A 14,822-nucleotide genomic window follows, 5' to 3' on the forward strand; every position below is an offset into this window, starting at 1 on the left:
ACGACATGTCGCGCCAGTAACGGATTTCGGATTCGTAACTCTCAGCGGTCCTGGTCATCGCGCCACGTCGATTCGCACGATGTCGTGGCGGCGCTGGCATTTGTGTCCACAGCCCCAGTCGTTGATTTGATCGAGTGAATTGCGGGCAGCTTGCTCGTTGTCCCAGAGGGTGATGCTTGGCTGGTCACACCAGGCAATCAGGGCGATATCGCCTTCACCACGGATCCAGAAGTGGCGCGGGATGGCGCAGCGGATGAACGTTCGGGCGTTACGGTGCTGCCGGTTACATTTGTGGTTCCGGTATGTCTTCACGCTGCCTCCCGCTGGTCGTACATTGCGAGTCTTGCGTTAGCTGCGGAGAGTGATTCTGTGAGGGAGGTGATCTCGGCCTCGGCCCGGTCTAGCTTTCTCTCAAGCTTGGAGATGATGCCCTGACGGAGGTTGGCTAGGTTGCGCCAGCGTTCGCCGGCTGTGGTCGGGTTCATGCTGCGCACTCCTGGTGGTATTGGTGTTCGCCTACGTTTAGGGGGTCTCCACACGTGAAGCACATCGCCGTCGGTTCGGCGGTTCCGTCAGTCCCGTCGGTTTGTGGAGATGGGGTCAGATTCATCCGACGGAATGGGGTGTCGAACTGGTGGCGGAAGTATCCGCGCCTCGAATCGCCCTGCCTAGTGGAGTGGATCTTGAATGCTTGAACGAGCATCCTGCCGAAGCGCTGGACCGTGAGCACCTTGCCGTAGTTACTCATCGGACCCCACATGTGCGGGTTGAGTTCAACGAGTTCATCCACAAGGCTCGTGCTGGCGATAAAGACTCGGCCCGCGGTCCATACCTTGGCGATGTCCTGTAGAAGGATCACCGCAGGCGGGAGGTTGGTCATTCCGTCTTCCCTGTCCATTTCCAGCTCGGCCAAGTCCCGGATGATGAGCCTGTCCGCTATGGCTTCCCACTCGGGCGAAGCCGCCGCAGCAACCCGTTTCAGCGGGTTCCAGCGCTCTTTACTTCGACCTATGCATCCGGGCGGCAATTCGGGACGAACCGTCTTGACGTAGTCCCTTACGCTCTCCGCGGCGTTCCCGATCCGTTCAGCCAACATCTGCGCGTCTTCCTCTATCTCTTCCCAATCGGACGTTTCAACGGTTCCGTGAAGGTCTGGCATGAGTAGCACTCGGATGCACCGTGACTTGGTGTCATCCGGTAGAGCTGGCGCATTCCCTGCCATTGCTACCGGGGAGAAGGTGGACATCTCCGCAACATTCCATTCGCCACCCTTGCCCGGTACCAGGACGGGGCGTGTAGCGCCTCGCTTGTATCCAGAGTTCAGGACTGCGATTAGGTCCCCTACGCCGTCTTTCTTTGGATCAAGCGACCTGTCCACTTCATCTATGAGGATGGTTCGGATCCCGTTGCTGAGCATTCGGGTTAGGAGCGCCGGCGAGGAAAGGGAGGCTGCTTGGATGGGATCGAGGCAGTAGCGGGATAGATGTTCCAACACTGTGGTTTTGCCTGATCCCGGCATTGTGGAGTCAATCTGCAACCGTGGGGTTGAGTAGGTCTCGAAAGCTAAGTGCGTGTGGAAGGTCCAGAGTGTGAGGAGGTCTAAGTCGAGGTCATCCATTACGCAGATGTAGCGCCCGAACTGCGCCCGAAGGTCTCGTAGGACGGCGGCAACCGGTTCGCTGATGGGGGTATCTGACGGAACCGACGGAACCGCCTGAACCGACGAACCGACGGGCTTGACTCCGTAAGCTTCTTCCAGCCAATCGGCGCTCAAGCTGCGTCCTCGGCGGTGAAGTAGCCGTGTCGAGATGGCCCCTGTGCTTCGAGGTAGCGCTTCATCTCCCAGTGGCTGTAGTCCGCGAGTGTGATGAACGGTGTCGCGTTGGTACTTGCGGTGCGCGGGCGAAGTAGAACGGCAATCCGGTCTATTACTTCATCTGAAATTGGGGGAGCTTCGCTAATTACCTGGGCAATATAGGCGGCGCGTGTCGCGGCTTGCTTTGCCTCAGAATTTGACGGTATTGTGTGTACATCGTCGGATCCGATTGAACGCGGATCCGGGGTAGCGTGAGCCAATATTTCTCCTCGGAGATGACAGCCTATGAGTGGGCAAACTGCTTTTATTGGCCGAACGTGACGAACCCGCAACTCCTGCGAAGAGTAGCGGGTTCTTTTGTCTCCTCCGGCTAATTCAAATTTCCCATAGGGAAGCTCAAATTAACAGAGGGCAGGGCTTGTGGGGCTGTGGATAGCCTGTGTACTATTCCCCGGCGTTAGTCCCATAGAATGTCACAGAGTGTCACAACGTGTCAGAGAGTGTCATTCAGTCTCACGAAAAAATTCTCAAATTGTTCTGGAAAATCTCACTATGTGAGACGGCTTACTTCCACTCGATGCGGATTCGGCGCGGGTCGAACACCCTTGGGGCACTCTTTCGTATCGGATCCACGAACGGGACCATGAGAGCGTCAATTACTAAGCGTTGGCGTTCTATCCCAGCAGACTCCCACCACGCTCTAACGTTCTCCTCGGCTGCTGCCGGCACAACAGAGGCCCTGGCCGTGTCTGCGAGGTCAGCGGTTACACCTTCAAGCCTCGCGCCAACTCGTGAAGTAATGGTCTCCATCTGCTTTGCCGTTATCAGACCATCCGCAAAGCTGTTAGCAGCCTCATCCAAACGCCCCCTGAGAAGCCCAGCCTCAGACTGTAGCTCGTGCTGCCGGTCCTGGTTTTGGGGCCCTGAGAGCCTGGCAATAACACCGGGCTGCTCAAGCCTTGCAACGACCATATCCGCGATTAGCAATTCCACCGGTTCCGCGGTCTGGAATGCGTGACCATTCCCGCGGGTAGGGCACTTGTAATAGAACTTCGAGGCGTATGAAGTGCTTCCTGGCCGTGAGGATGTTTTCATTGCTGCTCCGCAGTTCCCGCACCGGAGAATGCCAGCGAGTAAGTGCCGAACTCGGGAATCAGTATTTGATCGGCGGTCGGGATTCTTGATAATCGCAGTGACCGTCCGCCATTCATCCTCGGAAATTATGGCAGGGAAAGTGGAGACTCCCACTATTTCGCCTCTATAGGCTGATAGGCCGGCATTAGTTGGACGCAACAGCAGGTTTCTAATGGCCGTTGAAGTCCACTTCTGACCGCGGCGGGTCAACACTCCACGGTCGTTGAAGTCCCGCACGAGGGATCCGATGCTGGCGCCCGCGATGGCTGCGGTAATTGCCTGCCGAATCTCTTTCGCATCAGCTTCTACTATCTCCGGGGTGCCTTGTTTGATGGCCCACCCGAAAGGCACAGGACCGCCACTGAATGCGCCTGTTTGGGCGAGCTGTAGTTTCTTCCTGGTGATGCGCTCTGACTTGTGCTCTGATTCGTAGCGTGCCCAAGCTCCCAATGTGCGTGCCACTGCCCGACCCGATGGCGTGCTGAGGTCTATTTCCCCTGCCTTGACGGTCTGAGTGGTGACGCCTTGGCTCTCAGATGCATCTATGTACTCTTCAAGTTCAAGGGGGGAGCGGTGCAGCCTGTCGGTGTGCCATGCGATAACGCCTGTTACGGCTCCTGACTGAATGGCTTCAAGGAGTTGCCGGTATTGAGGGCGGACTTTGCCGCTGTAGGCGCTGATGTCGTTATCGACGAATACCCGTGCGACCTTCCAGCCGAGTCGCTCGGCCACCTCCCGGCAGTCCTGTTCTTGGCGCTGTACGCCCAAGCCTGCGCCCTCGCGGTCCTTGGAGATGCGGCAATAGATGGCGGCTCGTGTAGTCATGCCCCAAGCGTATTCTGCTTGCAGTGCCTTGACATAGAGCGCCAGTGCATTTGTTGTTCCTACCGTGGCTTCCTGTATCGACCTAGTGGTGCACTGCAGCCGTCAGGCGAATGGGAGGAGGCAGGTCACCGAGATATTGTCCTTGGGCCGCAGGGTGGAAAACGGAGTTATTGAGTCATCCATGGTTTTCGCGTTAGTCGATGGCCAGCTTCGACCGCGGCCCAACTCCATACCGTCGTCAGAGAAGTTTGCCCGTGCCGGCTACGATGTCTCAGCGTTGCTCGAGGCGAGCTGATGGCGCCGCTTCTCGGGGTGCTGGCTGGGGCGGGCTTCTTCCTGATCTGGTGGTCTGCGTGGGAAGAATCCGGAGAGCGGTCGGAGCGTCCGCGCAGGACCAGCCGCTTGGAGGATTTGCTTAGAAATGCCGGGATTGAAAAGGTGTCACGGCTTGGCCTGATTGCGACATGTCTGGGACTTGCGGTCTTCGTTGCTTTGGTGTTCTTCATTGTGACCCGCTCACTGCCGATCTCGTGCTGCTTTGGCCTTTTCGGAGGATGGTTTCCAGTGGCACTGGTCAGGTGGCGCGCGATAAAGCGAACGGCTGTCCTGCGACAGCTCTGGCCGGATGTCGTTGACCACTTACGCTCGGCTATTCGCGCAGGGCTGTCGCTCCCCGAAGCCTTGATCCAGCTGGGCGACAAAGGACCCGAAGAACTCCGCCACATTTTCCGGGACTTTGGAGCAGATTACCGTTCCGGCGGCCAGTTTGATCCTGCACTCAACCGGCTGAAAGAAAGGCTTGCTGACCCGGTTGCAGATCGAATAGTCGAGGCCCTGAGGCTCACACGCGACGTGGGAGGATCTGACCTCGGCCGACTCCTGGGGACACTGTCCGAGTTCCTGCGCGAGAGCGCGCGAACGCGCAGCGAGCTTGAAGCCAGACAGTCCTGGACCGTGAATGCGGCACGCTTGGCTGTTGCCGCTCCCTGGATTGTCATGGTGCTGTTGGCAAGCCGGCCCGAGGCTGTCGCCGCCTACAACACCCCGCTCGGTGCTGCGGTGCTTTTGGGCGGCCTCGTTGTCTCTGTGGTGTGTTATTCGATCATGCTGCGGATCGGGGCGCTGCCCCAAGACGAACGCGTTCTGAGATGACGGTGCTGTCAGCGAGTGCGCTCGTTTGTGGATCAGCACTTGGCGCCGGGTTGTGGTTGCTCTTGGCCCGTCTTCCCTTCATGCGGCCACCGTCGTTTCTCGAGCGCATTGAGCCGCAACTGAGGTCCCAGAACGTCGAGTCCCGGCTTTTGTTGGAGGACAGCCAGCGCATCACTCCGTTCGGATTATTGGATCGCATATTCCGCCCGCTTGTTCATGATGGTCTGGCTTCACTTAACAGGCTCAACATGGGTTCGTCCGTGTTGAGCCGTCGAATGGCACAGGCCGGTATCAATAAATCCACTGTCGACTTTCGGGCAGAGCAGGTGCTGTGGGCGATCTGCGGGTTCCTTGTCGCAACGGGTGTTGTGGCCGCAGCGGCTGTGAATGGGAGTTTTTCTCCATTCCTTGCCGTTGTTGCTGTTCTGGGAAGCGCTCTTTGCGCCTTCCTGTTTCGGGACTATTGGCTCGGCGTCCAAATCAAAACCCGGGAGTCCCGGATGATGGCCGAATTTCCCAGCCTCGCAGAGTTGATGGCGCTTGCCGTGAGCGCAGGGGAGAGCGCTTCGGGAGCGCTCGACAGGGTTTGCCGTAGCTCCAGCGGGGAACTGTCCAAGGAGTTCAGCCGGGTACTCGCCGAAACTAGGGCCGGCAAACCCTTGGTGGAAGCGCTGCAGGAGTTTTCGGCCCGCACGGATTTGGGACCTCTCGTGCGATTTGTGGACGGGATAGTGGTGGCTGTGGAGCGTGGAACGCCATTGGCGGACGTGCTGCGGGCCCAGGCCCAGGATGTACGGGACACCGCCAAGCGCGACCTGATGGAGGCGGCGGGCAAAAAGGAGATTGCCATGATGGTGCCCGTGGTGTTCGGCGTGCTTCCCCTGACAGTAGTTTTTGCAGTTTTCCCTGGCCTTGCAGCAATCAGCCTGGGCCTTTAGAGATGTTTGGAAAAACCCCCGGACACCCGGGTCAATCGGAGACAGCACAGAATGGGAACCAAATGAGCCTCGAAAGAATGCGCCGGAATTTGCTGATGACAAGCTACCGATTCAGCAACCTGAAAACATCTCGACGACGTGGGTCGCTTCCCGCTGTGGACAACCCTGAACGCGGCGATGTTCCCGGATGGGTGATGATCACACTCATGTCTGCTGTCCTGGTGGCCGCGCTTTTGGCGCTCGCAGGACCCGCGCTGGAAGGCCTCTTCAATCAGGCAATGGACACGGTCGCCAAGTAACGATGTCCGGTTTGAGGCTGCGGAGCCCCGAGCGGGTGGATGCCGCGCCCGGAGCCTCCAGAATCAGAAACAGCTCCTGGCGGGAACGGGGATCGGCTGTGGTTGACTTCGTTTTGGTTGGTGGACTGCTGACGATGTTTTTCCTGGCCATTATTCAATTGGCGCTGGTACTCCACGTCCGTAACACTCTCATCGATGCGGCCGCGTCGGGAGCAAGATACGGAACGCTCGCAGACAGAAACGCGGATGATGCACGAAACCGGGCGGGGAGTCTCATTGAGGGCGCCTTGAACCAGGATTTCGCGCAGGACGTGACGACGGCAGAAGTAACCTTCCAAGGGCTGCGGACACTTGAAGTAACGGTCAAGGCACCACTTCCCGTGATCGGTTTAATCGGACCACGGGAGGTACTGGAGGTGAAAGGACATGCCGCTCTGCAGCCGTGAGACCCGCAACGACATAAGGGAGTGCATTAGGCGGCGCCTTCGTGCGGCTTGGTGCACTGAAGTTGCTGCGCCCGATGGTAGGAAGGACGACGCCGAACGCGGGAGCGCCGTCGTCGAATTCACGTTCCTCGCCGTGCTCCTGATGGTGCCGCTGGTGTACTTCATCATCACCGTCGGCCAAATCCAAGGCGGATCCTTTGCGGTAGTTGGCGCCGCCGATCAAGCGGCGAAAGTGTTCGTTGCGCAGGCTGATCCGGAAAGCGGGCGTATAGCCGCTGAGCAAGCGGTGATGTTGGCGCTCGCGGATCATGGACATCCTGCAGCAAACGCCCGGATGGAAACGGTGTGCAAACCCGCCGACTGTGCCGCCGCCGGAGCTGCCGTTACGGTGACCGTCCATTTGAGCGTGCCATTGCCGTTCGTCCCGTTCAACGAGTCCCTCGGGCTTACCGTCAGTGAACTGAACGGCTCCGCGACGCAAATCGTCGGCAGGTTCAGATGAGTCAGCAGGTTGAGCAGAGTCGGCAGCGTCAGCAGAGCAAGGACATTCACACCGTCCAGGCCGATCCTGAAACGGGTCAAATCACAGTTCTGATCATCGGCTACATCCTTCTTGCCCTTCTCTTGACGTCCGTTGTCGTGGCAGTGTCCACGGTTTACATCGAACACAAGAAACTACTGTCCATGGCTGACGGTGCATCCGTGGCGGCTGCTGACAGCTACACCCTCGGTCAGATGGAAACCACGGCAGGGACGCCCTCAGCCGTGCTGAACGGCGGAAGGGTCCGGACTGTCGTCATGGACTACCTGACGCAAAACGACGCTTTCACCCGATTTGACGGTCTTGCCGTTGAGCCATCAACCGGAAGCACAGAGGGATCCACTGCCGTCGTCGTGCTGAGTGCTGTGGTGCATCCGCCAATAGTCAACTTCCTCGTTCCTGATGGAATTGCCATCCAAGCCGAATCCACTGCCAGGGCAAGACTCAGCCGCTGAGCGGGGGAAGCAACGCAAAGCCGGTGGACGAGGCAGATAGCGTAGGCTGGAGGAACCATGGCTCAAATTGATTTTTCTGCAGAAATCCGCGCTCTTCGCGCCGTTTACACGTCTATTGAGAACGTCACGGACGTTGAAGCACTCAAGGAAGAGATTGCTGAACTCAGTGAACGCGCAGGTGAGCCTGATCTGTGGGATGATCCCGCAGCAGCCCAGGTCATCACCTCTAAACTCTCCCACCGGCAGTCCGAGCTGGAACGGCTGAACTCGCTTGCCTCCAGAATCGATGACCTTGAAGTTCTTGTAGAGCTGGGACAGGACGAGGACGACGCCGACTCGATGGGTGAAGCTGCCGCCGAACTCGAATCCGTCCGCAAAGCACTCAAAGAACTCGAAGTGGTGACCCTCCTCTCGGGTGAGTACGACGAACGTGAAGCTGTTGTCACCATTCGCTCCGGAGCCGGGGGAGTGGACGCAGCAGACTTCGCTGAAATGCTCCTTCGCATGTACCTTCGCTGGGCCGAGCGCCACGGATACCCCACCACCGTCATGGATACCTCCTATGCGGAGGAAGCAGGCCTCAAATCGGCCACCTTCGAGGTGAAGGCTCCGTATGCTTTTGGAACGCTGAGCGTAGAGGCGGGCACACACCGCCTGGTGCGTATCAGCCCGTTCGACAACCAGGGCCGCCGGCAGACTTCCTTTGCTGCCGTTGAGGTCATCCCGCTGATCGAGCAAACGGATTCGATCGAGATCCCGGACAACGAGATCCGCGTTGACGTCTTCCGGTCATCCGGCCCGGGCGGGCAGTCAGTTAATACGACCGACTCAGCCGTTCGGCTCACGCACATTCCTACCGGCACCGTGGTTTCCATGCAGAACGAAAAGTCGCAGCTGCAGAACAGGGCAGCGGCTATGCGGGTTCTGCAGTCCCGGCTGCTCCTCTTGAAGAAAGTCCAGGAGGATGCGGAAAAGAAGGCCCTGGCCGGCGACGTCAAAGCCTCCTGGGGCGATCAGATGCGCTCCTACGTCCTGAACCCCTACCAGATGGTCAAAGACCTCCGGACCGAGCATGAAGTGGGGAACACCTCTGCGGTGTTCGACGGCGAGATCGACGATTTCATTGACGCCGGCATCCGTTGGCGTACTGACAACCGCAACGCGGAAAAGTAGTCGAACGGCCGTCGATACGGTCTCTCGGCTTGCCGGAATCGAGCGACACGCCCTGTTATTCCCGGGAATTCCCGAATATCCGTGCGTATAGTCGAGAAGCCGGAGCCCTACTTCCCCAAACCGAAAGCCCGTGCACCGGCGGCAGAAGTGAGCCGTGTGCCCACGTGCTGCGGGGCAATTAGGGCCATGATCCGTTTCGAAAATGTCACTAAGGTGTACGACCAGAAGGCGCGACCCGCGCTGGATTCGATCACGCTCGAAATCGACCGCGGCGAATTTGCGTTCTTGGTAGGCGCCTCCGGCTCGGGGAAATCGACGTTCCTGCGCCTGGTCCTCAAAGAGGACAGGGCGACGTCGGGAGCTGTTTACGTGGCCGGCCAGAACGTAGCGAACATCTCCAGCTGGCGTGTTCCGCGGCTGCGCCGCGGTATCGGCGTCGTTTTCCAGGATTTCCGGCTGCTGCCCCAGAAGAATGTCTTCGCCAATGTGGCGTTTGCCATGCAGGTCATTGGCAAGAGCAGGAGTGTCATCAGGTCGACTGTCCCCGAAGTGCTTAAGACTGTCGGGTTGGAAGGCAAAGAGCACCGTATGCCCCACGAGCTTTCCGGAGGTGAGCAGCAGCGCGTGGCAATCGCCCGCGCCGTCGTCAATCGCCCCGGGATCCTGCTGGCGGATGAGCCCACCGGAAACCTGGACCCTACAACATCCATGGGCATCATGGGCGTTCTGGACAAGATCAACCAGAACGGCACCACGGTAGTGATGGCCACCCACGACGACGATATCGTCAACGAAATGCGTAAGCGTGTGGTGGAGCTCCGGAATGGCGTGGTCATCCGTGATGAGGCCAAGGCACTGTACACGTCGATGATTCCGGTCGTCGGGCAATCGCGGCGGCTCAAGGACGCCAGCGGCCTTGATGATCTGGCTGGACCAGAGCGTGTCAGCCAGGACGGCACATCATCAGGGGAGGCGCCGCAGTGAGGCTCGCATTCATCCTCAGTGAAATCGGCAGCGGCTTGCGCCGTAACCTCACGATGGTCATTTCTGTCATCCTGGTAACCTTCATTTCGCTGACATTTGTCGGTGCCGCAGGCATGCTGCAGCTACAGATCAACCAGATGAAGGGCTACTGGTACGACAAAGTCCAGGTAGCGATCTTTCTCTGCAGCGAAGGTTCCGCGGCTGCCGGCTGTGCCTCCGGGCCAGTGACTGACGAGCAACAGAAGAACCTGGAAGCATTGCTGCGTTCCCCAGCCGTCGCCCAGTACATTAATGAATTCCAGTTTGAATCAAAAGAAGACGCGTACGGGCACTTCAAAGAGCAGTTTTCCAACTCGCCCATCGTCGATTCAGTGGCTCCTGACCAGCTTCCGGCGTCTTTTCGGATCAATATGAAGGATCCCGAAAAGTATCAAATTATCAGCGAGACATTTGCCTCCCAACCCGGCGTGGAAAGCGTCATAGATCAGCGTAAGATCCTCGAGCAGCTTTTCTCGGTCATGAACGGAGCGTCCGTTGTCGCTGTTGTCATCGCGGCCGTCATGATCGTTTGTGCCATCCTGCTGATTGCCACCACCATCAGGTTGTCCGCCTTCAGCCGCAGGAGGGAAACGGGAATCATGCGGCTCGTGGGGGCGTCCAAGACAGTCATTCAACTTCCCTTCATTCTGGAGGGTGTCATCGCTGCCCTTATTGGCGCTGCACTGGCCTCCGGAACGCTTTGGGCGGTCTCATATTTCTTCCTCGGCGATTTGTCAAAGCAATTTCAGGACACGCCATTCATTTCACCGAGCCAGACCCTTGTCCTGGTTCCTGCGCTATTCGCGCTGGGTGTAATCTTGGCTGGAATTTCGTCTCTCTTGACCCTACGCAGATATTTGCGCGTTTAGGCTGTGCGTACCCTAAAGGAAAGCTCATGACGTCAATGAACAGAATCGAACCACCAGTCAGGGCCCGATACCGAGGTCGCGTGATAAGCGCCGCCCTGGCATTGGTGCTGTGTTCGAGCCTTGCGACGTCGGCACCTGCAGCCTTGGCTGATGACCTTGAGGACCAGCAGGCCGCGCTGCAAGCTGAGGCCGCCCGTGTGCAACAGTCTTTGGAGTTTGTTGACGCCCGTATAGCGCAGGCGGCCGGAGAGTTGGTCATTTACCAAGGTCAGCTTCCAGGAGCGCAGCAGGCCTTGCTTGAAGCGCAGGGCAGGGTAGCAAGCGCAGTTAAAGAGGTTGAGGCACTTGCGGCCCGGGTGGATCTCGCCCAGCAAAACAAGGCCAAAATCACTGAGCAGTTGGAGAGCGATAAGAAGAAGATCGCTGACACAAAGAAGCTCATCGGGCAGATCGCAACGCAAGCTTATAAATCCGGCGGTGTGCCATCAAACCTCACGCTGCTGTTGGGCGCGAACAGCGGGACGAGCCTGACGGACACAATCGACCTTGCCGATCAGGCCATGCGGAGTCAAAACTCCGCTATGGACAAGCTCAGCCAGCAGAATGCCACTAACGTGAATTCACAGGCGCGCCTGCAAGCAGTCGAGGCCGAGATTAAGGATCTCAAAGCCAAGGCAGACGCAGCCTTGGAGCGGGAAAAAGCTGCCCGCGATGAGGCTGCCGCCAAGAAGGAACAGGTGGACAAGCTCATCGCTGACACCACCCGGCTCAATGCGGAGCTGCAGGCGGCCAAGCCAGGTATCCAGTCGCAGCTGTCGAAAGTTCAGGCCCAACAGAACGCAGTAGCGAATGAAATCGCCGAGCGGGACCGCAAGTTGCGTGAGGCCTGGGAGGCTGAGCAGCGCCGGATCGCCGAAGCAGCAGCTGCTGCTGCACGGGCCCAGGGTCAGGTGGCCCAGCCGTACGTCCCCGTTCAGGGATCGCCTTCAGCGTTTGGCCTCAGGTCTCCTTTCTCCGGAGGGGTGCCCATAACCTCTGGGTTCGGCTGGCGGGCCACCCCGCCCGGTACCGTGGACTTTTACGGAACCGGTGGTTATATGCACACGGGCATCGACTTTGGGGCCGGGTGCGGCACCCCCGTCTACGCGGCGGCCGGAGGTACTGTTTTTGCGGCCGGTTGGGGCAACGACGGCGGTGGCAATCATGTCAAGATTTCGCATGGTGTGGTGCAGGGCAACTCGCTGACAACGATTTACTACCACAACAGCAGCGTGGTGGTGTCAGCAGGCCAGCAAGTCAGCCAAGGTCAGCTCATCGCCTACTCGGGAACCACGGGCAATTCAACCGGATGCCATTCGCACTTCGAAACCTGGTTGAACGGCGCAGCAGTGGACCCCATGACCCTGCTCTAGGCCCAAGTCCCTACCTGAAGCGCGCGGCTACTCTGCCGTACACTGGAAGGACTTCACGCCCGGGTGTAGCGCAGCCGGTCCCCGGGCGGCAGTCCACCCCTTTGAAGTTTGTCTAACACTAGATCTGAGGAGTTCTACCGTGCCTAAAGAAAGTGGCCGCAAGATAGTGGCCACCAACCGAAAGGCCCGGCACGATTACCACGTCCTGGACACATACGAGGCCGGGATCGCCCTGATGGGAACAGAAGTTAAGTCGTTGCGGGAGGGCCACGCCTCCATGGTGGACGGGTTCTGCACCTTTTATAACGACGAACTCTGGATGGAGGGCATCCACATCCCGGAGTATCACCAAGGCAGCTGGACGAACCATGCAGCACGCAGGCGCCGTAAGCTCCTGTTGCATCGTGAGGAACTTGTGAAGATCTCCCACAAGATCCGCGAGTCCGGGTTCACCATTGTGCCGCTTCAGCTGTACTTTTTGGACGGCCGGGCCAAGGTGGAGATTGCCATCGCCAAGGGCAAGAAGGAATACGACAAGCGCCAGACCCTGCGTGAACAGCAGGACACCCGTGAGGCGCTGCGGGAAATGCGCTCCAGGAACCGCCGCTAGTCTGTCCTGACGCTTCGTCCGAGGCTGGGAAGTGTTGCACCGCCGTCGGGAATGATTCGGGCTGAACGTGCGTTATCATAGGTAGTCCGGGAAAGATCGGAGCGGATTCCGCGAAGAACCTGACCGGGTTGAAAACAAAATATGGGGATGATCGGTTTCGACGATGTTAGTCGCGACAGGTGAAGCGGGCCGAGGATGCAGAATTATCTCGTAAACGCTGTCTGCAAACCAATAAGTGCCGAATCAAAACGCACTGACTTCGCTCTTGCTGCCTAAGCAGTAAGACAGTCCGTCAGCCCGAGGTTGCTATTGCCCCGGATGCTGGCGTCATTTAAATAGCCACTGCTGTTTGCCTCCGTCATCGGGGTAAACGGGACTCTTAGATGACTGGGCCCGGATCAGCTACTTGTTTGCAAGAGAGCTGGGGCCGAGAAAATCCGCCGCAAACTGCGCCCGGAGAAGCCCTGACAACACGACATCGGACGGGGGTTCAATTCCCCCCATCTCCACATATGTGGTGAGTCGAGACATCCTTCACGGATGTGTCGGGTCATCGATTAGCACCCCGGTCTTCGGACCGGGGTGTTTTTTATGCCTGGGGCGGTAGTCGTGGATGAGCAGCAGGATGTGTACGCCTAGTATCGCCGGTCAGGCACGTCTGGCAGTTTCACTTTGGGCGTAGCAGTGGCTGGACTATGCACGCCCGGACCGTCGTTGAATTAGATAAGGCGAGTCTTAGGGAGGTGCGCTGTGGCATCGGTTATCCATCCAAATCCGGACATGGGCGAGGGGTCGGAGGATCCGCTTGATTCCTATTCCGCGACTGTGATCCGCGTGGCAGAGACGGTGACGCCCCATGTCGCTGCCATTGAGATGACAGGCAAAGGAAGGTCCGGCAGGTTCCGCGTCGGGGCCGGTTCCGCGGTCCTCTTCACCTCGGACGGGTATTTGCTGACCAACGCGCATGTGGTCAGTGGTACTCAGAGCGGCCATGCAGTCTTCACCGATGGCAGCAAAACGGAGATCGAAATAGTAGGCGCAGACCGCCTCTCCGACCTCGCCATCGTGAGGGGCAGGGCGCAGGCTGCCCCACCGGCGGATTTCGGGGACGCAGAAAACCTGAAGGTCGGACAGCTTGTAGTGGCCGTCGGAAACCCTTTGGGTTTGGCTGGGTCAGTCACCGCAGGAGTGGTGAGTGGACTCGGGCGGTCGATACCCATTTGGGCGGGGCGCAATCGCCGGGTGATTGAAGATGTCATACAGACTGATGCGGCACTCAACTCCGGAAGTTCAGGAGGAGCGCTGGCGGACGCCCACAGCCGGATTGTGGGCATCAATACGGCCGTTGCGGGCGCAGGCCTGGGACTGGCGATCCCGATCAACGCCACGTCCCGACGCATCATCTCGTCCCTGCTTACCGATGGCCGGGTCCGGCGCGCTTATCTGGGCCTTGTCAGCACTCCCGTGCAGCTTCCCGTCAGTGCCGTGATGAGGACCGGCAAACGGGAAGGCCTGCGAATCGTCGAGGTACTGCCGGACTCACCGGCTGAACGCGCCGGAGTGCAGCCCGCTGATGTACTGCTCAGTGTGGGCAAGAAGTCTGTGTCCAATGCTGAAAGCCTTCAGAAGCTGATGTTCGCTGAAGCGATCGGGGCGCCGCTGGACCTGGTAGTGCTCCGGGATGGAAGGGAACAGCATCTCGTTGCGGTGCCAGAGGAAATGACGGACGCCGGCTGATCCTGCCTCGCCCTACTGAGAGGGGTTGACGTCGGCAATGCCAACGAAGCGGGTTCCGATGCCGTCGAATTCGCTCCTCACGAAGCCGGCTGCGGGCGCGGGCACTTCGGCCGGACTGTGGTGGGCGCAGCTGACGTAGGTGAAGTCCGGCCACCATTTCTTGGGGCGTGCGGCCTCTGAATATCCGCAGACATCGCACTGCAGATGAACCCACACAGGCCGCTTACCTGTTCGATTGGCACGGGACTGCACCAACCACGGCGGCGGGTTGTCGAGTATCTCACGCAACTCTGCCTCCGAAAGGCGGGAGGGAATGCCGTGGCGCTGGGCCATCTCAAGGGGAACGTCCAGGGCTATGGCGGCGTCGCGTCTGCTCATCATCACAGTCAACG

17 protein-coding genes, 1 other RNA gene and 1 pseudogene are annotated in these 14,822 nt (G+C 58.9%); 14 read left to right on the plus strand and 5 right to left on the minus strand.

Features of this window, described 5'->3' with window-relative positions:
* Positions 1-54 precede the first annotated feature (54 nt).
* The 4 genes from M1E05_RS07980 to M1E05_RS07995 form a co-directional block, all read right to left on the minus strand.
* Positions 55-312, minus strand: coding sequence for a hypothetical protein (locus M1E05_RS07980; RefSeq protein ID WP_461164949.1), 258 nt, complete (start codon positions 310-312; stop codon positions 55-57).
* The gene (locus M1E05_RS07985) at positions 309-485 is read right to left on the minus strand and encodes a hypothetical protein (protein WP_461164950.1); all 177 of its coding nucleotides are present in this window, start codon (positions 483-485) and stop codon (positions 309-311) included. The genes M1E05_RS07980 and M1E05_RS07985 overlap by 4 nt, the downstream gene beginning before the upstream one ends.
* Positions 482-1,774, minus strand: coding sequence for a DUF3631 domain-containing protein (locus tag M1E05_RS07990; protein ID WP_461164951.1), 1,293 nt, complete (start codon positions 1,772-1,774; stop codon positions 482-484). The genes M1E05_RS07985 and M1E05_RS07990 overlap by 4 nt, the downstream gene beginning before the upstream one ends.
* Before the next feature lie 606 nt (positions 1,775-2,380).
* A complete protein-coding gene (locus tag M1E05_RS07995; protein ID WP_461164952.1) occupies positions 2,381-3,775 on the minus strand; it encodes a recombinase family protein in 1,395 nt (464 codons plus the stop codon).
* Positions 3,776-3,815: 40 nt separating this feature from the next.
* Between M1E05_RS07995 and M1E05_RS08000 the strand changes: the two are divergent.
* The 14 genes and pseudogenes from M1E05_RS08000 to M1E05_RS08065 all read left to right on the plus strand — a co-directional run.
* Positions 3,816-4,070: pseudogene (locus tag M1E05_RS08000) on the plus strand (CpaF family protein); the annotation flags it as partial.
* On the plus strand, positions 4,070-4,927 hold the full coding sequence (locus tag M1E05_RS08005; protein WP_461164953.1) for a type II secretion system F family protein: 858 nt from the start codon (positions 4,070-4,072) through the stop codon (positions 4,925-4,927). The pseudogene M1E05_RS08000 and the gene M1E05_RS08005, both read left to right, overlap by 1 nt.
* Positions 4,924-5,865, plus strand: a complete 942-nt coding sequence (locus tag M1E05_RS08010; protein WP_461164954.1) for a type II secretion system F family protein — start codon at positions 4,924-4,926, stop codon at positions 5,863-5,865. Before M1E05_RS08005 ends, M1E05_RS08010 begins: the two co-directional genes overlap by 4 nt.
* A 95-nt stretch (positions 5,866-5,960) precedes the next feature.
* Entirely contained in the window at positions 5,961-6,164 is a 204-nt protein-coding gene (locus tag M1E05_RS08015; protein WP_458111385.1) for a hypothetical protein, read from the plus strand.
* A gap of 134 nt (positions 6,165-6,298) precedes the next feature.
* The gene (locus M1E05_RS08020; protein WP_461165211.1) at positions 6,299-6,610 is read left to right on the plus strand and encodes a TadE family protein; all 312 of its coding nucleotides are present in this window, start codon (positions 6,299-6,301) and stop codon (positions 6,608-6,610) included.
* Positions 6,591-7,112: a hypothetical protein gene (locus M1E05_RS08025; protein ID WP_461164955.1), complete on the plus strand. Its 522-nt coding sequence runs from the start codon at positions 6,591-6,593 to the stop codon at positions 7,110-7,112. Before M1E05_RS08020 ends, M1E05_RS08025 begins: the two co-directional genes overlap by 20 nt.
* Positions 7,109-7,606 (plus strand): pilus assembly protein TadG-related protein, encoded by a 498-nt coding sequence (locus M1E05_RS08030; protein WP_461164956.1) that lies wholly within the window; start codon positions 7,109-7,111, stop codon positions 7,604-7,606. Before M1E05_RS08025 ends, M1E05_RS08030 begins: the two co-directional genes overlap by 4 nt.
* 57 nt (positions 7,607-7,663) lie before the next feature.
* The gene (gene prfB, locus M1E05_RS08035; RefSeq protein ID WP_458111382.1) at positions 7,664-8,779 is read left to right on the plus strand and encodes a peptide chain release factor 2; all 1,116 of its coding nucleotides are present in this window, start codon (positions 7,664-7,666) and stop codon (positions 8,777-8,779) included.
* Between the two features lie 186 nt (positions 8,780-8,965).
* Positions 8,966-9,763, plus strand: a complete 798-nt coding sequence (gene ftsE / locus M1E05_RS08040) for a cell division ATP-binding protein FtsE (RefSeq protein WP_461164957.1) — start codon at positions 8,966-8,968, stop codon at positions 9,761-9,763.
* Positions 9,760-10,671 carry a permease-like cell division protein FtsX gene (ftsX, locus tag M1E05_RS08045; protein WP_458111380.1) on the plus strand — a complete coding sequence of 304 codons (912 nt, stop codon included), beginning with the start codon at positions 9,760-9,762 and terminating at the stop codon, positions 10,669-10,671. The genes ftsE and ftsX overlap by 4 nt, the downstream gene beginning before the upstream one ends.
* 26 nt (positions 10,672-10,697) lie before the next feature.
* Positions 10,698-12,083, plus strand: a complete 1,386-nt coding sequence (locus M1E05_RS08050; RefSeq protein ID WP_461164958.1) for a M23 family metallopeptidase — start codon at positions 10,698-10,700, stop codon at positions 12,081-12,083.
* Between the two features lie 139 nt (positions 12,084-12,222).
* Complete coding sequence (gene smpB, locus M1E05_RS08055) at positions 12,223-12,693, plus strand: SsrA-binding protein SmpB (RefSeq protein ID WP_247042716.1); 471 nt, start codon at positions 12,223-12,225, stop codon at positions 12,691-12,693.
* A 143-nt stretch (positions 12,694-12,836) separates the two neighbouring features.
* Positions 12,837-13,205, plus strand: a transfer-messenger RNA (tmRNA) gene (ssrA, locus tag M1E05_RS08060).
* A 268-nt stretch (positions 13,206-13,473) separates the two neighbouring features.
* Positions 13,474-14,430 (plus strand): S1C family serine protease, encoded by a 957-nt coding sequence (locus M1E05_RS08065; RefSeq protein ID WP_461165212.1) that lies wholly within the window; start codon positions 13,474-13,476, stop codon positions 14,428-14,430.
* Between the two features lie 12 nt (positions 14,431-14,442).
* On the opposite strand, the gene M1E05_RS08070 is transcribed toward M1E05_RS08065, so the two are convergent.
* On the minus strand, positions 14,443-14,811 hold the full coding sequence (locus M1E05_RS08070) for a hypothetical protein (protein ID WP_458111378.1): 369 nt from the start codon (positions 14,809-14,811) through the stop codon (positions 14,443-14,445).
* Positions 14,812-14,822 lie beyond the last annotated feature (11 nt).

This window comes from Arthrobacter sp. R4-81, from assembly GCF_054792365.1.